We start from the raw sequence: 18,910 nt of genomic DNA on the forward strand, positions 1-18,910 counted from the left end.
AGTTGCGTGCTCTATTTTTATTTTTGATTCGGGCTTCTTGTTTTTGTTGAGTGCCCTCGCCATGAAGTTTTTCCTTCATGGCCCTCCCAATCGGGAGCCAAGAGCAAACGGATTGCTTTGGTCGCTGTGTTGCGGTGATCTTGCGATCCAACCAGTGCAGGCTCTGTCTTGTGACAGTTTTTATTGTTCTCGGCCTGGTCGTGGGGCAAGCCCCAAATACAACGCCTCTCCAAAAGAATCAGTTAGCTGCGCCTCTCGCCGTCTTGTTTTTATTGTGCGTGAGTCGATTCGTCTTATTTTTATTGTTTTGTGCATTGCTTGTTATTGTTCTTGTACCAAACATATAGCAGGGTGCGTGCCAACTTTTGTGAGGCCTAGCAAAACAAGGGGTTAGGCCGCTTGATGAGATTTTCAGCGGCCAAAAAAAACCGGGGCTTCGTTACCGTAAGCCCCGGCTTCTGTTACGTGAAAAATCTGAGGTAACAGTTTTTCCACAATGTCACGTGTTACCCGCGCATCAGACAGGCGAGGTTCAGCTCTCGCTGGCCACCCCGGTCTTGCGTCGCGGAATGCCCAGGCGCTGACGGCGTTCCCACAGGCATTTGCGACTGACACCGAGTTTGCGTGCCAACTCGGTTTCGGTCATGTGGTCCTGATGCTCGAGAACGAAGTGCTGGAAGTAGTCTTCCAGTGACAGGTCCTCGGTCGGCTCGTGGCTGGTGTTGCTGGTGTTGTTGCCCTGTTGGGGCGCCAGGCCGATGAAGTCATCGTCTTCCAGATCGCTCAGTTCGATGTCGATTCCCAGCAGCTCGGCGGAAATTTCCGGGCTCTCGCACAGGATGACCGCACGTTCTACTGCGTTTTCCAGCTCTCGCACGTTACCCGGCCAGGAGTAATGACGAATCGCCTGCTCTGCATCCGGGGCGAACTTCAGATCGGTGCGGTTGACCCTTGCGCTCTGCCGAGCCAGGAATGCGGTGGCAATCTCGTTGACGTCCGCGCCGCGTTCGCGCAGGGCCGGCAGTTTCAGGGCAATCACGTGAAGGCGGTAATACAGGTCTTCACGGAACTGTCCGATCTTCGCCAGGCTTTTGAGGTCCCGGTGAGTCGCGGCGATCAGGCGCACATCGACTTTCTGTGACTGCACCGAACCCACACGACGAATTTCACCTTCCTGCAGCACGCGCAGCAGACGGGCCTGGGCTTCAAGTGGCAGTTCGCCGATTTCGTCGAGGAACAAGGTGCCGCCGTCGGCCGCTTCCACCAGGCCGGCACGCCCGGCGCTGGCGCCAGTGAACGCGCCTTTTTCGTGGCCGAACAACTCGGACTCGATCAGGCTTTCCGGGATGGCCGCGCAGTTCACCGAAATCATCGGCGCCTTGGCGCGTTTGGAAAGGTTGTGCAGGGCGCGCGCGACCAGTTCTTTACCGGTGCCGGATTCGCCCTGGATCAGGACATTGGAGTCGGTTGGCGCGACTTTGCGGATCTTGCTGTACAGATCCTGCATAGGTGGGCAGGAGCCGATGATGCCGATTTCGCCGTTGCTGTTATTGGCACCCGGTTTGGCTGCGCCATTGCCGGCTTTGCCGACGACCGGTTCACCGCTGGCTTGCACTGATTGCCGGTCACGCAGGATTCGCGCGACGGCCTGGAGCATTTCGTCGTGATCGAAAGGCTTGGCGATGTAATCCACCGCGCCCATCTTCATCGAGTCGACTGCCGAACGCAGGCTGGCGTAGCTGGTCATGATCAGCACCGGAGTGCCTTGGCCGAGTTTGATCAACTCGGTGCCAGGCGCGCCAGGCAGGCGCAAGTCGCTGACGATCAGGTCGAACGTGGGAATGGTGAAGCGTTCTTGTGCTTCCTGCACTGAACCGGCTTCGCTGACCTGGTACTGGTTACGTTCCAGCAGGCGGCGCAAGGCGGAGCGGATAATTGTTTCGTCTTCGACGATCAAAATGTGCGGCATTGATTCGATACTCTCGACGGTCTCAGTTCACAGCGGACGTCGCTTCGACATGACGCGGCAAGGTCACCCGGATACGGGTGCCGCGTTGGCTTTGAACATCAGCCGGGCTGTCGATGGTGATTTGTCCATAATGCTCTTCAACGATGGAATAGACCAGTGCAAGGCCCAGACCGGTGCCTTCGCCAGGATCCTTGGTGGTGAAGAAAGGTTCGAACAATCTATCCATGATGTTCTTCGGAATACCGCTGCCTTCGTCTTCCACGATCAAGTCGACCGTGTGTTCGCCGGCTTCGCTTTTGACGCGTACCGCACTGCCGGGAGGCGAGGCATCGCGGGCGTTTGAGAGCAGGTTGATCAGTACTTGTGCGAGTCGCTGCGGGTCGCCTTCGACCCAGTGATCGGGGTCGCACAGGTTGTAGAACTGCACTTCGAAATTACGTCGGTTCAAGGCCAGCAGGCCTATCGCATCCTGGGCCACTTCCGCCAGACAGACGGGCTCGTCGCTGTGCTGATGACTGCCAGCGTGGGCGAAGCTCATCAGCGACTGAACGATACGCGACACGCGTTTGGTCTGCTCAAGGATCTGCCCGCTGATTTCCTTCAGTTCGCTGTCTTCTTCGCGCTCTTCGCGCAGGTTCTGCGCCAGGCAGGCGATGCCGGTGATCGGGTTGCCGATTTCATGGGCCACGCCGGCGGCCAGTCGGCCGATACTCGCCAAACGCTCGGAGTGCACCAGTTTGTCTTCGAGCATCTGGGTTTCGGTCAGGTCTTCTACCAACAACACCAAACCGCTGTTACCCGGTGCGAGCGGTTCATCGATCGCCGCTTTGTGCAGGTTCAACCAGCGGGTCTGGCCGTCGAGGGCCAGGTGCTGTTTGTGCAAATGCTCGTCCGGCAGATTGATGAAGCCTTGCAGCAGCTCTTTCCACGGATCGGCGATGGTGCTCAGGCGCGAACCGACCACACGCTGCGCGGCAATCCCGGTCAGCTCCTCCATGGCTTTGTTCCACATGAGGATTTCTTGGTCCTTGGCCAGTGAGCAAACGCCCATCGGCAACTCCTGCAAAGTCTGGCGGTGATAGCGGCGCAGGGCATCGAGTTCGGCGGCAAGTCCGGTCAGGCGCGAGTGGTAATCCTCGAGGCGACTTTCGATGAAGTGGATGTCTTCGGTGACGTAGTTTTCGCCACCGGCCTTATAAGGCAAGAATGTCTCGACCATGTCCTGAGCCACGCTCGGCCCCATCAGGCCGGAAAGGTTGGCTTCGATACGGTCGCGCAATCGGCGCAAGGCGTAAGGTCGGCGCTCATCGAAAGGCAGATAGAGGTCGCGCAGGGCTTGTTCGACTTCTTTCTGTGCCGCCTTGGCACCCAATGGTTTTGCAAGCTGCGTGGCGAACTCCTGGGGTGAGGCGGCGTGCAGTTCGCGGCGTTGCGGCCGGCGCACGTTGTCCACGGCGCAGGCTTCCGCCGCGCTGGCCTCTTCGCTGCTGGCGTTGGTGAACAGCGAGATCAGGGTGAACATCAGCACGTTAGCCGCCAGCGATGCGATCGCCGCCATGTGCCAACTGGTGTCGTCCAGTACGTAGATCATGTTCAGCAGCGGAATGTAGAAACCCTGCAGATTGCCCACCAGTGGCAGCAGCATGGTCACCATCCATACCAGAATCCCCGCGAGCAAACCGGCGATAAAGCCACGGCGGTTGGCGGTCGGCCAGTACAGTACCGACAGCACGCCCGGCAGGAATTGCAGGGTGGCAACGAAGGCGACAATACCCAGATTCGCCAGATCCTGTTCCGCACCCAGCAGCAGGTAGAAACCGTAACCGGCCATGATGATCGCAACGATCAGCGCCCGACGGGTCCACTTTAGCCAGCGATAGATGTTGCCTTCGGCCGGCGGCTGATAGAGCGGCAGCACCAAGTGGTTCAGGGCCATCCCGGACAGCGCCAGGGTGGTGACGATGATCAGCCCGCTGGCCGCCGACAATCCGCCGATATAGGCCAATAGCGCAAGGGCCTTGCTGTTGGCCGCGATGCCGATGCCCAGCGTGAAGTATTCCGGGTTGGTGGTGGCGCCCAGTTTCAGCCCGGCCCAGAGAATCAGCGGTACTGCCAGGCTCATCAGCAGCAGAAACAGCGGCAAGCCCCAGCTCGCACTGACCAGCGAGCGCGGGTTGAGGTTTTCGGTAAACGTCATGTGGTACATGTGCGGCATCACGATCGCCGAGGCGAAGAACACCAGCAGCAACGTACGCCATGGACCTTCCTGCAACGGTGTGTGCAGGGCAGCGAGGGCGGTCTGGTTTTGCAGCAGCCACAGTTCCAGCTGTTGCGGGCCGTCGAACACGCCATAAAGGGCATACAGGCCGACGCTGCCAATGGCGATCAGTTTGATCACCGACTCGAAAGCAATCGCGAACACCAGGCCTTCGTGTTTCTCGCGGGTGGCGATGTGGCGCGAGCCAAAGAAAATCGTGAACAGCGTAATCAGTGCGCAGAAGCTCAGCGCCACGCGATGTTGCACCGGCTCGCGGGTGAGAATGCCGATGGAGTCGGCGACCGCTTGAATTTGCAAGGCCAGCAGCGGTAGCACGCCAATCAGCATGAAGATCGTGGTCAGCGCACCGGCCCAGGTGCTGCGAAAGCGGAAGGCGAACAGATCGGCCAGCGACGACAGCTGATACGTGCGGGTGATTTTCAGGATCGGATACAAAAGCACCGGCGCCAGCAGGAACGCACCGGACACCCCGAGGTAACTGGACAAAAAGCCGTAGCCGTATTGATAGGCCAGGCCCACCGTGCCGTAAAACGCCCAGGCACTGGCGTAAACGCCCAGCGACAGGGTGTACGTCAGCGGGTGGCGAATAATCGCGCGGGGGATCATGCCCCGTTCGCTGACCCAGGCTACGCCGAACAGCACCGCCAGGTACGCGGCGCTGATCAGGATCATCTGGGTCAGGCTAAAGCTCATCGGCATCTTTTTGGCTCTGCAGGATGAAGGTCACGACGATCAGAATCAGCCAGAGCAGATAAGGGCGATACCAGGCGCCAGTGGCGTCGATCCACCAATCCATGATGGCCGGGGAGAACAGATAAATCCCCACTACCAGGAGCAGGACCAAGCGATAGATGTACATCCCGGCCTCTCTTTTTTATGCGCGTGCCCGAAAACGTGCGGCGATGGTAACGGATGGGCGCGCCACTGCAAGTGTGATCACTGAAGTTGCGCTTCGGGCAGGTTAAGTGTGCGCGGGATCAATAATGCATCCCAGTGCGCAATGCCCCAGTTCAGCACTTCCCGTGGTGTGGCGTAAGCCAGCTCGGCACCGGGGTTCTGTCCCAGCGCGCGCAACGCACGCAGCAACAAGGGGGTCGCCTCATCTTCGGTCAACGGCGGCGAACGGTAGGACTTGCCGAGTTTGTTGCCATCGGGCTGGGTAATCAGCGGGATATGCAAGTAGCGCGGTTGCGGCAGGCCGAGTAGTTCCTGCAGGTAGAGCTGGCGCGGTGTGGAGTCGAGCAGGTCGGCGCCACGAACAATGTCGGTGATGCCTTGCCAGGCATCGTCCAGCACCACCGCCAGTTGATAGGCGTAGAACCCGTCACGGCGGCGGATCACGAAATCGCCGACGTCCCTGCCCAGGTGTTGGCGGTATTCGCCTTGCACCCGATCGATGAAGTGGTATTCCAACTCGGGGACGCGCAGGCGAATCGCGGCATCTTCAGTGCCGTGGCCGGCATTGCGGCACAGTCCTGGATAAATCCCGTGATAGGGCGCAAGTGTTTTGCGCGAACAGGTGCACGCGTAGGCCAGACCGTGATTGAACAGGCGGTTGAGGACTTCGGCGTAGGCAGCGTGCCGGTCACTCTGTCGGACCATTTCGCCATCCCACTCGAAACCGTAGCTTTCCAGGGCTTTAAGGATCGCCGCTTGAGCACCAGGTTCTTCCCGAGGTGGATCGAGATCTTCCATGCGCATCAGCCAGCGGCCCCCCACCGAGCGCGCGTCGAGGTACGAGGCCAGCGCTGCGACCAGCGAACCGAAATGCAGATGTCCACTGGGCGTGGGGGCGAAGCGCCCGATGTAGGTGGGGGAAGCGATGGCGGTCATAAGTGCAATTTACGTTGTCCGGGCGTGCGCAAGTCACCTGTGGGAGCGAGCCTGCTCGCGAAAGCGGTGTGTCAGTCAACATTAATATTGAAGCTGATGGCCCCTTCGCGAGCAGGCTCGCTCCCACAAAAACAAAAACGGAGCGTTCGCACGCTCCGTTTTTCGTTCAAGTCGAGATTACTTGCCGACTTGCTTTTCCTTGATTTCCGCCAGGGTCTTGCAGTCAACGCACATGTCGGCGGTAGGGCGGGCTTCCAGTCGCTTGACGCCAATTTCGACGCCGCAGGACTCGCACCAGCCGTATTCTTCGTCTTCGATCAATTGCAGCGTCTTGTCGATTTTCTTGATCAACTTGCGCTCGCGGTCACGGGCACGCAGCTCGAGGCTGAATTCTTCTTCCTGGCTGGCACGGTCTGCCGGGTCCGGGAAATTGGCCGCTTCGTCTTTCATGTGATCAACCGTGCGGTCGACTTCCTGCATCAAGTCCTGTTTCCACTTATTCAGGATCTTGGTGAAGTGAGCGCGCATGGGCTTGCCCATGTACTCCTCGCCCTTTACTGCCTGGTAGGGTTCGAAGCCGCTGATCGACTGGTTTTGCTGCTTTGCTTGGGTGGGCATGAAATGGACCGCCTCTACTCTTGTAATCCATTGCGCAGGATTGCTCCATCACCGACACCTGCCGGCCCTGCGGCTGCAAGCGGGCGAACTTACCAGATCAAATCGGACCGCGCTACTCCCGGATGTCGAGGTAGTGGCCCGCTGTGCTTGCAAATGATTGCAAAGCCTTGTCTGGCGGTGCTGGAGACCTGATCAAATATTGATTTTAGTCAAACCTGGGGCACACGCTCGGGTCGTTTGTGGCCAGGGTTATAACGCGTCTGACCGCTTTAGGTTCTCGCTCGTTCCTGCGCTTGGGTAGAATCAATTTTTTTCCCGTTGAAGGAAGGCTAATGGCTCAGCCCTACAGTGCCCGCAGTCGTGCGATCGAACCTTTCCATGTCATGGCGCTGCTGGCGCGGGCCAATGAACTGCAAGCGGCTGGCCACGACGTGATCCACCTGGAAATCGGCGAACCGGACTTCACCACCGCCGAGCCGATCATCCAGGCCGGCCAGGCCGCCCTGACGGCGGGGAAGACCCGTTACACCGCCGCGCGGGGCATTCCCGAGTTGCGTGAGGCCATTTCAGGCTTTTATCAGCAGCGTTATGGCTTGAGCATCGACCCGCAGCGAATCCTCATCACCCCTGGCGGTTCTGGCGCTTTGCTGCTGGCCAGCGCTTTGTTGGTGGACCCGGGCAAGCACTGGCTGCTGGCGGACCCAGGCTATCCCTGCAACCGGCATTTTCTGCGGTTGGTCGAAGGCGCAGCGCAGCTTGTCCCTGTGGGGCCGGACGTGCGCTATCAGCTGACGCCGGATCTGGTGGCCCGCCATTGGGATCACGACAGCGTCGGCGCCTTGGTGGCTTCGCCAGCCAACCCGACCGGGACAATTTTGACTCGCGATGAGCTGGCGGGCTTGTCTGCCGCGATCAAGGAGCGCCACGGTCATCTGGTAGTGGACGAGATCTATCATGGCCTGACTTACGGCACCGATGCCGCCAGTGTTCTGGAAGTCGATGACAGCGCCTTCGTCCTCAATAGTTTTTCCAAGTATTTCGGCATGACCGGCTGGCGCCTTGGTTGGCTGGTGGCGCCGGAAGCGGCGGTCGGTGAGCTGGAGAAACTCGCCCAGAACCTCTACATCAGCGCCCCGAGCATGGCCCAGCACGCCGCGTTGGCGTGCTTTGAACCCGCGACCATTGCCATTCTAGAAGAGCGTCGCGCCGAATTTGGTCGACGCCGGGACTTCCTGCTGCCGGCCTTGCGTGAACTCGGCTTTGGTATCGCCGTGGAGCCGGAGGGCGCGTTCTACTTGTACGCTGATATCAGCAAGTTCGGCGGCGATGCCTTCGCGTTCTGCCGGCATTTCCTCGAAACCGAGCATGTGGCGATTACCCCCGGTCTGGACTTTGGCCGTTATCAGGCCGGGCATCACGTGCGGTTTGCCTACACCCAAAGTCTTCCGCGCCTACAGGAGGCGGTCGAGAGGATTGCTCGCGGCTTGAAGAGCTGGCAAGGCTGATGCGCTTTCATCCTCCCCTCGAAGAAGGCCGTTTGATTCGTCGTTACAAGCGTTTTCTTGCCGATATCGAAACCGTTAGCGGCGAGTTGCTGACCATTCACTGCCCGAACACCGGCTCGATGCTCAATTGCCAGGTGGAGGGCGGGCAAGTCTGGTTCAGCCGTTCCAACGATCCCAAGCGCAAGTTGCCCGGCACTTGGGAAATCGGCATAACGCCGCAGGGACGCTTGTTTTGCGTGAACACCGGGCGGGCCAACGGTCTGATCGAAGAAGCGCTGCGGGCAGGAGTCATCACTGAACTGAACGGCTTTACCGAGCTGAAACGTGAAGTGGCCTACGGTCAGGAAAGCAGCCGCATCGATTTCCGTCTCGATTACCCGAGCGGGCCGGCTTATGTGGAAGTTAAAAGCGTCACTCTGGGCTTCGATGGTTCTTCGGTGGCGGCGTTTCCTGATGCAGTGACCCAGCGCGGGGCCAAGCATTTGCGCGAATTGGCGCATTTGGCTCGGGACGGAATTCGTGCGGTGCAGTTGTATTGCGTCAATCTCGCCGGCATCGACGCCGTACGTCCTGCAGAAGAAATCGATTCGGCCTACGCCGCAGCCTTGCGTGAGGCGGTGTCGTGTGGAGTCGAGGTGCTGGCCTATGGCGTGCACTTGACCCACGAAGAGATGGTGGTCGATCGGCGTTTGGATGTGTTGCTGAACGGCTAAAGGCCGATCCAGATCCCTTGCTTGTCTTCGCGGCAGGCGACGGTGGTCAGGGACTGCCCGGCACAAGGGCCGGCGACGCATTCCCCGTCTTCGATCAGAAACAGTGCGCCGTGGGTTGCGCACTGGATCAAGCTATTGCTGGGGTCGAGAAACTGGTCGGGTTTCCATTCCAGTCCGACACCACGGTGCGGGCAGCGATTGATGTAGACGTAAACCTGACCGCCACGGCGCACGGCAAAGAGCTTCTGGCCGTCGATGTCGAAGCCGCGGCTACTGGCATCGGCCAGCTCAGCGCCTGCACAAAGAAACTTCATGTCTATCCTCAAGTCCGGCGGCTCGTGACTGGATATGTCCGAGCTTGACGTTCAAATGCAAACAATTATCAAATGGCCGCCTTGCCTGTCGGGTTCAGGTGCCAGAGGCCGAGGATACTTGGCCTGTCATCTCGATGCCCGAGAAAACCTTTAAAGGAAGCCGTTTATGCGCCTGAGTACCCGCGTTGCTGCGCTCTGTGTCGGACTCCTCGTCAGCCACCACGCCGCAACGGCCGAGTTACCTCAACGTTGGGTCAGTGCCGGTGGTGCTTTGTCGGAGTGGATCAGTGCACTGGGCGGAGAATCGAAACTGGTCGGTGTCGATACCACCAGTCAGCATCCTGAATCGCTCAAGGCATTGCCGAGCATCGGGTATCAGAGGCAATTGTCGGCGGAGGGCATCTTGAGCTTACGCCCGCAAATTCTGGTCGGCACCGAGGAAATGGGACCCCCACCGGTGCTTTCGCAGCTTCGCAGTGCGGGTGTGCAGATCGAACTGTTCTCGGCCCAGCCGGATCTGCCGACCTTGCAGAGCAATTTGCAGCATCTGGGCTTGTTGCTCGGGGCTGAAGATCAGGCCTCACAATTGTTTCAGACGTATCAACAGCAACTCGATCAGCAACTGGTCCGGGTTACTCGGGCACAGTTGAAACAACAATCGCCGGGCGTGCTTTTGTTGCTTGGCCATGCCGGCGGCAAACCACTCATCGCCGGCAAGGACACCGCTGCCGATTGGTTGCTGCAACAGGCCGGTGGGCACAATCTGGCCACGCATACCGGCTACAAACCCTTTTCTGTCGAATCCCTGGTCAGTCTGGATCCCGAGGTGCTGGTGTTTGCCGATCGTGCACTGACCGGCGATGCGGCCCGTGCGGCGTTGTTCAAGGAGAACCCGATCCTGTCCTCGACCCGCGCGGCCAAGGACGGGCGAGTCATGGAGCTTGATCCGACCTTGTTGGTGGGGGGCTTGGGGCCGCGGTTACCCGAGGCGTTGAAAATACTGTCTGACGCTTTCTACCCCGGTTCGGCCGGCCAATGACCATCCTGGTTAAACCCCGCGCTTTATTCGTTGGTCTGATCCTGCTGTGTGTCTTGGCCATCTGGCTGTCGTTGGCGCTTGGGCCGGTGAGCCTGCCGTTGTTCGACACCTTGCGTGCAGCCCTGCGGCTGGTGGGGGTGCCGATCGCGCCCGACGGACTGGAGCAGGCCGAGCTGATCCTCGGGCAGATTCGCTTGCCGCGAACCTTGTTGGGTTTGGCCGTGGGAGGGGTGTTGGCATTGTCCGGTGTGGCGATGCAGGGGTTGTTTCGTAATCCTCTGGCCGATCCGGGGCTGGTCGGCGTCTCCAGCGGGGCGGCACTGGGCGCGGCCATTGCGATCGTCGGTGGTTCTGTGTTCGGCGGTCTGCCTGAAGCCTTCGGGCCTTATCTGTTATCGCTGTGCGCATTTCTCGGCGGGCTCGGCGTGACGGCGCTGGTGTATCGACTGGGTCGGCGCAACGGGCAGACCAACGTCGCAACCATGTTGCTGGCGGGTATTGCGTTGACTGCGCTGGCCGGCTCCGCCGTGGGGCTGTTCACCTATCTGGCGGATGACGCGACGTTGCGCACCCTGACGTTCTGGAACCTGGGCAGCCTCAATGGCGCCAGCTATTCGCGGCTCTGGCCGTTGCTGTTGATCAGTGCCGGCGTGGCGTTGTGGCTGCCGCGCCGGGCCAAGGCCTTGAATGCGTTGTTGCTGGGTGAGTCGGAGGCCGGTCACTTGGGCATCGACGTCGAAAGGCTCAAGCGTGAACTGGTGTTCTGTACGGCGCTGGGTGTGGGTGCAGCGGTGGCAGCCGCGGGGATGATCGGGTTTGTCGGTCTGGTGGTGCCGCATCTGGTGCGGCTGCTGGCGGGTCCCGATCATCGGGTGTTGTTGCCAGCGTCAGTCTTGGCGGGTGCCAGTCTGTTGTTGTTTGCCGATCTGGTGGCGCGACTGGCCCTGGCGCCGGCCGAATTGCCGATCGGGATCGTCACGGCATTTATCGGTGCGCCGTTCTTTCTGTATTTGCTGCTCAGAGGACGTGCCTGATGTTGCGAACGCTAAATCTGCAAATCCGTCGGGGTCGAAAGATTGTCCTGAGGGACATCACGCTTGAGCTCAAACCGGGCGAAGTCCTCGGTGTGCTGGGACCTAACGGTGCCGGTAAAAGCACCTTGCTCGGCGCCTTGTGCGGTGAATTGAAGGCTGATCTCGGCAGCGTTTGGCTCGACGAGCGCGAGTTGAGCGATTGGACCGGGACGGCGCGAGCGCAGCGTTTGGCGGTATTGCCGCAGGTGTCGACTCTGGACTTCGCCTTTCGTGTCGAAGAAGTGGTCGGCATGGGCCGCTTGCCCCATCAAAGCGGTCGGGTTCGCGATGACGAGATCGTCGCCGCCGCATTGCAGGCTGCCGATGCCGAGCATTTGAGTGGCCGTAGCTATCTGGCTTTGTCCGGTGGCGAACGTCAGCGGGTGCATCTGGCTCGGGTTCTGGCGCAGCTTTGGCCGGGCGAAGCAGGGCAAACGTTGTTGCTCGATGAGCCGACGTCGATGCTCGACCCGCTTCATCAGCACACCACGTTGCAAGCCGTACGCGAGCTCGCCAATCGCGGCGCGGCGGTGCTGGTGATCCTGCATGATTTGAACCTGGCAGCGCGCTATTGTGATCGCCTGTTACTGCTCGAAAGTGGGCGCCCGGTGGCGCTCGATGTCCCGGAGCAGGTGTTGCGCCCGGAACCACTCAAGGCAGTGTTCGGGCTGGAAGTGCTGGTGCAGCAGCACCCGGAGCGTGGGCATCCGCTGATCATCGCCCGCTGAGCTTTTTATAGGGGTGAACAGATGCGTGGGGTTTTGATGCTGGCTTTGCTGATGCTGAGTGCCTGCCAGCATGTTTCGACTCCGCCGCCGGTGGTCGGCGAGATTCGGGATTTGCGCAGCGGTCAGACCCTGACGGCTCAGGAGCTGGTTGCGCGGTTGGAGAAGCCTTTGCGGCTGATCGTGGGTGAACAGCATGACAATCGCGATCACCATCAACTGCAATTGTGGTTATTGCAGTCGCTGGGTGAGCGGCGAGCTCAAGGCAGTCTGTTGCTGGAAATGCTCACGCCGGATCAACAGCGGCGCGTCGACGACGTTCGCCACGCCTTGCCGCCGGCGGATTTGCCCGGTGCATTGGCCTGGCAGTCTGGCTGGGACTGGAGTGTGTACGGGCCGGTCGTTCGTTTCGCGCTGGCCCAGCCATACCCGCTGCTGGCAGCCAATCTGGATACGCTTGAAGTCCGTACCGTTTACGCCAATCCTCCGACATTGAGCGGAACGCGCTCCAACGCTGCTTCAGTCAAGGACGAGTTGCTGGAGCAAATCAGCGACTCCCACTGTGGTCTGCTGCCTGAGTCGCAGATGCCAGCGATGCTGGCGGTCCAACAGCAACGTGACAGACGGATGGCCGAGCGCCTGCTGGCGGCGCCTACGCCTTCACTGTTGTTTGCCGGCGCTTACCATGCGCGCAAGGATGTCGGCGTGCCGATCCATGTGCTTGATCTGGGAGAATCCCAGGCGCCTACGGTGTTGATGCTGGCGGAGCAGGGTAGCGAGGTCACCCCGGCCATGGCTGATTACGTCTGGTACACGCCTGCCACTCCGCCCCAGGATTACTGCGTGCAAATGCGTAAGCAATTTGGCAAGTGATCGAACGACTTTTCTCCAGGCAAAAAAAGACCCGGCAAGCGCCGGGTCAAATAACCGTGATTAGCCTGATGAGGAGATATCTGAGAGTCCGAACCAAGGGCTTTTCAAATATCGACCAGTCTCGCGACCAGTTGTGGTAATCATAGCGATTCTCATTACCAAGTCAATCGCTGATTTCTGAATTATTTGAATGACGGGTTTTAGCCTGTGCGGTTGAGCGAACTCAGCTGAGTGATCTGCTTGTTCAGCAGGTCGATACGTCGGGCCATGCTCTCGATCAGGCTGTGGGCGATCTTCGGGTTGCTTTGGGTCAGACTGAGAAACTGGTCCTTGGGGATCAGCATGATGGTGCTGGGTTCGCTGGTGATCACGCTGGCGTTACGCTTTTCGCCGGTGAACACCGCCATGGCGCCGAAAATCTCGTCCTTGGGTACATCACCGACTTTATGCCCGTCGACGAAGGCTTCGGCATGACCATCAATGATGACGAATACGTGATCCGCCTCATCGCCCTGACGGATCAACACTTCGCCACTGGCCACGCGCTGAAAGCCATTGGTGCTTCGAAACTCGGGTTGTTTCAGGCGGGCGACGGCGTCGGACAGCAGGGCGGACTGACCGGCCATGTATTGAAGGAACAGCTCCGAACGCTCCGGGTCAGCATAGATATGCTGAAAAACCTCGGATCGCAGGTAAGGCGTCAATGCCAGAGGGCTGTCGCTTCGAAAGCGGCAGCGCGGCAGTTCCGTGCCCTGACGCAAGCCGATCAGATCTCCCTCGTGCAGATAAAACAGTGCCCGCTCGTCAATGCATCCATGCAGCAGGCCATTGTCCAGCACAAACAGTTGATCGCCGGGTAATAGGGCCGCCAGATCATCGGCGGCTGAAAACGCCAGGGGCGGTCCGCAAGGCGTCAAACCTTCCAGCAGGCGGACGGGAATATGTTGCAGTCGATTGATCAACGCGTCGGCGTAAGCCGGTTGTTCCCCAAGTAGGTACATGGTTGCTGCGCCCGTTCAGTTCTTGTGACGTGACGAAATAGCCTCCAGCTGTTTGTTCAAGGCTTCCTTGCGCTCGGCGGGAATGTCGTTCCAGTGCACATCCATCAGGGCACCTTCAATTGCATACAACAACACCTTGGATGCTCGAAATCCGCGCGTGCGCACGGCCCGATAAGCATCCACCGCCCCCAGGCGACGCAAATCCGAAGCGCTGTGGATGCCCACGGCGTGCAGCCACTGCGCCGACGTCTTGCCAAGATTCTTCAGGTGCTGCAGTTCATCATTCATCAAGCCTCCTTGCGACGGCCGAACAGTGCGTGGGCGAGCTTCTGAGGAGTGTAGCCATCAGTAGGAAAAGCGTGATTGTTTGGTCGGTTTCGACGCAAAAGCTTCTAAGAGATGAAGTCCTCAGGCGGCGTGAACGTCCGCGAATGCGGTAGGAAGAGAGGGCGGTGGAGTCGGGTCTCCAGGCAAAATATGCCCAGCGTTCAGCGCAAAGCGGGGGCGCCGAACGTGGCAGTCAAGGTCGCTTTTAACGGGTGCGATATCGCAGGCGTGTACCGAAATTCATCGACATCAGGATTTCGTCAGCACTCAGCTCTGGTGGGAAGTAGGCGCCGGAGATCTGTGCATGAGCGAGGCTCGCGCCTTCCAGGGAGGCGTTGCGAAAGTCGATGCCGCGCAAGTCGGCGGAGCGGAAATAGGCATCGGTAAAGTCGACACCGTCGGCGTTCAATTCACGCAGGTCCAAACCTCGGAAATCGCCACCGACCATGTCGATAGGTCCGTCTTTGGGACGCTCGTTGTTGAAACCTGTGATGTCGTCTTTGTGCAGCAACGCATAAAGCGGGGTGTCGAGTAGTTTCGGCTGGCTCATGTCACATCACCTGTTGGTTTTATGACGCCAGTATAGTGCCACTATTTGGCGGCCGTGAAGCCGGCGAAGGCTTCACGGCTGAAATAGTTTCTTACAGACCCGGCAGGCGCTGGCGAATCTGTGCAACGACTGTGTCGAGGGTTCCGCTTTCATTGGTCTGAACGCGTTTGCTGCAGAGAATCTCTGCTGGCGTCAAGGCCTCACGAGTGGCTTGCTGGGTTTCGATAACGGTCAGGTTGGCGTCGGACGGGTCCTTTTTGTCTGCCTGGCGCAGGGCCAGCCAGCTCTCGATAACCGCTTGCGGCGCATTGCAATCGAGGATCAGGAATGGCGCGCCGGTGGCTTCGGCTATTTTCGCTGCGCCGTCACGCTGGTCGCGCTTGAGGTAAGTCGCATCGATCACCACCGGGAAACCAGCACGCAGGATCACCGCGGCAATTTCATGCAGGCGGGTGTAAGTGGCGGCGCTGGCGTCTGCACTATAGATGCCGGCTTGGGGGTCGTTGGGTACGGTTTGCTCGCCGAACAGACGTTTGCGCTCTACATCGGAACGCAGGCGAATAGCGCCCAACGCTTCCACTAGACGCATGGCCACGTGGCTTTTGCCGACGGCAGAAACACCGTGGGTGATGGACATGAAGCGCGAAGGAATGGTGCTGTAGCTTTCCGCCAGGTTGGCGTAATTGCGGTACTGGCGCAGGGTGGTGGCTCGCTGCACCGGGTCGGCCTCGGCCGGCATGCTGAACAGACTGACCTTGGCGCGAACCAGTGCGCGGTAGGCTTTATAGAAGTTCAGCAGCTCAAGGCCCTGGTAATCGCCGGTCAGTTCCAGGTATTGGCTGATAAAACGACGCGCCAGACTTTTCAGACCACGGTCTTCCAGGTCCATCGCCAGGAAACCGGTGTCCGCGTAAACGTCGGTGAAGCGGAACGGTTCGTTGAACTCGATGCAGTCGAAGATCACGACCTTGCCGTCGATCACGGTGGCGTTGCCCAGATGGATGTCACCGTGGCATTCGCGGATGAAACCTTCGGCCTTGCGCTGGGCGAAGAGTGGCTTGAGGCGTTCGAAGCTGCTTTCGGCCCAGGCTTGCAGGGCGTCGAGTTGCAGCAGATCGGCCTTGTCGCTTAGAAACGGACGGATCTGTTCGAAGTTCTGGCGTACCGGCGCCATCACGCTGTCCGGGGTGCCGGCTTCGTGTTCGGCAGGGACCTTCGGTGCGGTGAGGTGGAACTGGGCGACCTGTGCGGCCATCTCGTCGATGTGCGCAGTGGTCAATTCGCCGTTGGCTTGCAGCGTGCTGAGCAGTTGGCTCTGTGGGAATTGACGCATTTTCAGTGCGTAATCGACGACCGGACCCTCGCCGCCCAGTTGTGGTGCTTCGGCGCTGCCGGTGATTGGCAACACTTCGAGGTACAAATCGTTGGTCAGGCGCTGGTTAAGACGCAGCTCTTCCCCGCAAAAATGCTTGCGAGCATCGAGGCTGGTGAAATCCAGGAAGCCGAAATTTACGGGTTTCTTCACTTTATAGGCAAAAGGGCCGGTGAGGATTACCCAGGAGATATGGGTTTCGATGACCTGGAACCCGTCTACGGGATGCGGGTAGAGGGCCGGGTTTTGCAGGGCGGCGATCAGGGACTGGCTCACAGGCGATCCTTCAGAGTCTGGGGAAAATTCACGGCCGCCATTATGGCTGCAAGTCCGCCTGACGCAAACCTCGGAGGGCTCCTGTTGAGTATGAATAAAGTGCGTATAATCCGCCGCCATGACTCGTACTCGATCCCCCCGCACCCCAAAAAAACCACCTTCCAAGGGCCTGCGCCCCTGGCTGGGCTGGGCCCTTAAACTCAGTCTGGTCGGCCTGGTCGTGCTCGCCGGGTTCGCGGTTTACCTCGACGCCATCGTCCAGGAGAAGTTCTCCGGCAAGCGCTGGACCATCCCGGCGAAGGTGTATGCGCGCCCGCTTGAGCTGTTTACCGGCCAGAAGCTGAGCAAGGATGACTTCCTCACCGAGCTCGACGCCTTGGGCTACCGACGTGAAAGCGTGAGCAATGGACCCGGCGCGGCGGCGGTCAGCGGCAATACCGTCGATTTGAATACCCGTGGCTTCCAGTTCTATGAAGGCCTGGAACAAGCGCAACCCGTACGGGTGCGCTTCTCAGGCGACTACGTGGCCGAACTTTCGGCGACCAACGGTTCGAAGCTCTCTGTGGTGCGGTTGGAACCGCTACTGATCGGCGGGATTTACCCGAAAAATCTCGAAGATCGCATTTTGATCAAAATTGATCAGGTCCCGCCGTATCTGCTGGAAACCCTGGTCGCTGTGGAAGACCGGGATTTCTACAGCCACTGGGGCGTGTCGCCCAAGTCGATCGCCCGAGCCATCTATGTCAACACCTCTGGCGGCAAGATGACCCAGGGCGGCAGTACGCTGACACAACAGTTGGTCAAGAACTTCTACCTGACCAGCGAACGCAGCCTGACCCGTAAACTCACCGAAGCCATGATGGCGATTTTGCTTGAGCTGCATTACGACAAACGAGAAATTCTTGAGGCTTACCTCAATGAAGTGTTCGTCGGTCAGGATGGCCAGCGCGCGGTGCACGGATTCGGCTTGGCAAGCCAGTTTTTCTTCGGGCAGCCGTTGTCTGAACTGAAGCTGCATCAAGTCGCGATGCTGGTGGGCATGGTCAAGGGGCCGTCCTATTACAACCCTCGTCGCAACCCTGAACGGGCGCTTGAACGGCGCAATCTCGTGCTCGATGTACTTGAGCAACAAGGTGTTGCCACCGCCGATCAGGTCGCTGCTGCGAAGAAAATGCCACTGGGTGTGACGACTCGCGGCAAGCTCGCCGACAGCTCGTTCCCGGGTTTCCTCGACCTGGTTAAACGTCAGCTGCGCGAAGACTATCGCGACGAAGACTTGACCGAAGAAGGCCTGCGGATCTTTACCAGTTTCGACCCGATCCTGCAGATGAAAGCCGAAGCGTCGGTCAACGATACCTTCAAACGATTGGCCGGTCGCAAGGGCTCCGATGAGGTTGAAGCGGCCATGGTCGTGACCAACCCGGAAACCGGTGAAGTCCAGGCCATGATTGGCAGTCGTCAGGCAGGTTTTGCCGGCTTCAACCGGGCGCTGGATGCTGTACGACCGATCGGCTCCTTGATCAAGCCGGCGGTTTATCTGACAGCCCTGGAGAAACCGAGCCAGTACACCCTGACCAGTTGGCTGTCGGACGACTCCTTCTCTGTCAAAGGCGCGGACGGTCAAGTCTGGAAGCCGCAGAACTACGATCGCCGATCCCATGGCACCGTATTTCTGTATCAGGGCCTGGCGCATTCCTACAACCTGTCGACCGCGCGTCTCGGGTTGGCGGTGGGCGTACCGAATGTCCTCAAGACCTTGGCGCGCCTCGGTGTGAGTCGCGAATTCCCGGCGTTTCCGTCGATGTTGCTGGGCGCTGGCGGTCTGACCCCGATCGAAGTGGCGACCATGTATCAGACGTTGGCCAACGGTGGGTTCAATACGCCGATGCGCGGGATCCGTAGCGTATTGACCGCTGAAGGCGAACCGCTCAAGCGTTATCCGTTCCAGATTCAGCAGCGCTTCGATCCGGCCTCTATTTACCTGATCCAGAGCGCCATGCAGCGGGTCATGCGTGAAGGCACCGGCAGTTCGGTTTACAACGTGTTACCGAAAACCCTGACGCTGGCCGGCAAGACGGGCACCAGTAACGATTCGCGGGACAGCTGGTTCGCCGGTTTCAGTCAGGACCTGCTGGCAGTGGTCTGGCTGGGTCGCGATGACAACGGCAAGACACCCTTCACCGGTGCCACCGGTGCATTGCAAGTCTGGACCAGTTTCATGCGCAAGGCCGATCCGTTGCCGCTGGACATGCCGCAGCCAGATAACATTGTTCAGGCCTGGGTTGATTCACGCACTGGACAAGGCTCTGATGCCAACTGCCCAGGTGCCGTGCAGATGCCGTATATTCGCGGAAGCGAACCGCCTCCCGGTGCCGCTTGCGGTGGCGAAAGCCCTGTTTCCGGCGAAACGGTGATGGATTGGGTCAAAGGCTGGATGAATTAAG

Annotated in this window: 17 protein-coding genes; 7 read left to right on the forward strand and 10 right to left on the reverse strand. The window is 59.4% G+C overall.

All coding sequences use genetic code 11. The features are described 5' to 3' along the window. Nucleotides 1-532 precede the first annotated feature (532 nt). From ACYZT0_RS00640 to dksA, 5 genes are all read right to left on the reverse strand, one after another. Complete coding sequence (locus ACYZT0_RS00640; RefSeq protein ID WP_462044209.1) at nucleotides 533-1,969, reverse strand: sigma-54-dependent transcriptional regulator; 1,437 nt, start codon at nucleotides 1,967-1,969, stop codon at nucleotides 533-535. 22 nt (nucleotides 1,970-1,991) lie between these two features. Continuing rightward, nucleotides 1,992-4,946, reverse strand: a complete 2,955-nt coding sequence (locus ACYZT0_RS00645) for a sensor histidine kinase (RefSeq protein ID WP_462044210.1) — start codon at nucleotides 4,944-4,946, stop codon at nucleotides 1,992-1,994. Then, nucleotides 4,930-5,106, reverse strand: coding sequence for a hypothetical protein (locus tag ACYZT0_RS00650; protein WP_003176118.1), 177 nt, complete (start codon nucleotides 5,104-5,106; stop codon nucleotides 4,930-4,932). The genes ACYZT0_RS00645 and ACYZT0_RS00650 overlap by 17 nt, the downstream gene beginning before the upstream one ends. 77 nt (nucleotides 5,107-5,183) lie before the next feature. After that, complete coding sequence (gene gluQRS, locus ACYZT0_RS00655) at nucleotides 5,184-6,080, reverse strand: tRNA glutamyl-Q(34) synthetase GluQRS (RefSeq protein ID WP_462044211.1); 897 nt, start codon at nucleotides 6,078-6,080, stop codon at nucleotides 5,184-5,186. A 177-nt stretch (nucleotides 6,081-6,257) separates the two neighbouring features. Further along, nucleotides 6,258-6,698, reverse strand: a complete 441-nt coding sequence (gene dksA / locus ACYZT0_RS00660) for an RNA polymerase-binding protein DksA (protein WP_045059401.1) — start codon at nucleotides 6,696-6,698, stop codon at nucleotides 6,258-6,260. Between the two features lie 332 nt (nucleotides 6,699-7,030). Between dksA and ACYZT0_RS00665 the strand changes: the two genes are divergently transcribed. Both ACYZT0_RS00665 and sfsA read left to right on the forward strand, forming a co-directional pair. Beyond that, a complete protein-coding gene (locus ACYZT0_RS00665) occupies nucleotides 7,031-8,203 on the forward strand; it encodes a pyridoxal phosphate-dependent aminotransferase (RefSeq protein WP_462044212.1) in 1,173 nt (390 codons plus the stop codon). Then, on the forward strand, nucleotides 8,203-8,916 hold the full coding sequence (gene sfsA / locus ACYZT0_RS00670) for a DNA/RNA nuclease SfsA (protein ID WP_462044213.1): 714 nt from the start codon (nucleotides 8,203-8,205) through the stop codon (nucleotides 8,914-8,916). Before ACYZT0_RS00665 ends, sfsA begins: the two co-directional genes overlap by 1 nt. Here sfsA and ACYZT0_RS00675 read toward each other — a convergent pair. Beyond that, a complete protein-coding gene (locus tag ACYZT0_RS00675; RefSeq protein ID WP_462044214.1) occupies nucleotides 8,913-9,230 on the reverse strand; it encodes a Rieske (2Fe-2S) protein in 318 nt (105 codons plus the stop codon). The genes sfsA and ACYZT0_RS00675 overlap by 4 nt on opposite strands. A gap of 166 nt (nucleotides 9,231-9,396) precedes the next feature. On the opposite strand from ACYZT0_RS00675, the gene ACYZT0_RS00680 reads away from it, so the two are divergent. From ACYZT0_RS00680 to ACYZT0_RS00695, 4 genes are read left to right on the forward strand one after another with little or no spacing between them, the layout of a single operon-like run. Beyond that, complete coding sequence (locus tag ACYZT0_RS00680) at nucleotides 9,397-10,269, forward strand: heme/hemin ABC transporter substrate-binding protein (protein WP_462044215.1); 873 nt, start codon at nucleotides 9,397-9,399, stop codon at nucleotides 10,267-10,269. Next, nucleotides 10,266-11,303 (forward strand): FecCD family ABC transporter permease, encoded by a 1,038-nt coding sequence (locus ACYZT0_RS00685; RefSeq protein ID WP_462044216.1) that lies wholly within the window; start codon nucleotides 10,266-10,268, stop codon nucleotides 11,301-11,303. The genes ACYZT0_RS00680 and ACYZT0_RS00685 overlap by 4 nt, the downstream gene beginning before the upstream one ends. Then, nucleotides 11,303-12,070, forward strand: a complete 768-nt coding sequence (locus ACYZT0_RS00690) for a heme ABC transporter ATP-binding protein (protein ID WP_462044217.1) — start codon at nucleotides 11,303-11,305, stop codon at nucleotides 12,068-12,070. Before ACYZT0_RS00685 ends, ACYZT0_RS00690 begins: the two co-directional genes overlap by 1 nt. A 21-nt stretch (nucleotides 12,071-12,091) precedes the next feature. Then, on the forward strand, nucleotides 12,092-12,940 hold the full coding sequence (locus tag ACYZT0_RS00695; RefSeq protein WP_462044218.1) for a ChaN family lipoprotein: 849 nt from the start codon (nucleotides 12,092-12,094) through the stop codon (nucleotides 12,938-12,940). Between the two features lie 200 nt (nucleotides 12,941-13,140). Here ACYZT0_RS00695 and ACYZT0_RS00700 read toward each other — a convergent pair whose 3' ends face one another. From ACYZT0_RS00700 to ACYZT0_RS00715, 4 genes are all read right to left on the reverse strand, one after another. Next, nucleotides 13,141-13,941, reverse strand: coding sequence for a Crp/Fnr family transcriptional regulator (locus ACYZT0_RS00700; protein ID WP_462044219.1), 801 nt, complete (start codon nucleotides 13,939-13,941; stop codon nucleotides 13,141-13,143). Between the two features lie 15 nt (nucleotides 13,942-13,956). Then, nucleotides 13,957-14,229 carry a TfoX/Sxy family protein gene (locus ACYZT0_RS00705; protein WP_007971093.1) on the reverse strand — a complete coding sequence of 91 codons (273 nt, stop codon included), beginning with the start codon at nucleotides 14,227-14,229 and terminating at the stop codon, nucleotides 13,957-13,959. A gap of 244 nt (nucleotides 14,230-14,473) precedes the next feature. Then, complete coding sequence (locus tag ACYZT0_RS00710; protein ID WP_008015079.1) at nucleotides 14,474-14,818, reverse strand: pentapeptide repeat-containing protein; 345 nt, start codon at nucleotides 14,816-14,818, stop codon at nucleotides 14,474-14,476. A gap of 91 nt (nucleotides 14,819-14,909) precedes the next feature. Continuing rightward, a complete protein-coding gene (locus tag ACYZT0_RS00715; protein ID WP_462044220.1) occupies nucleotides 14,910-16,466 on the reverse strand; it encodes a bifunctional aminoglycoside phosphotransferase/ATP-binding protein in 1,557 nt (518 codons plus the stop codon). 118 nt (nucleotides 16,467-16,584) lie between these two features. Here ACYZT0_RS00715 and mrcB point away from each other — a divergent pair, with 118 nt between their 5' ends. Then, nucleotides 16,585-18,909: a penicillin-binding protein 1B gene (gene mrcB / locus ACYZT0_RS00720; protein ID WP_462044221.1), complete on the forward strand. Its 2,325-nt coding sequence runs from the start codon at nucleotides 16,585-16,587 to the stop codon at nucleotides 18,907-18,909. Nucleotide 18,910: the final 1 nt, after the last annotated feature.

It is taken from the genome of Pseudomonas sp. ZS1P83 (assembly GCF_054897825.1).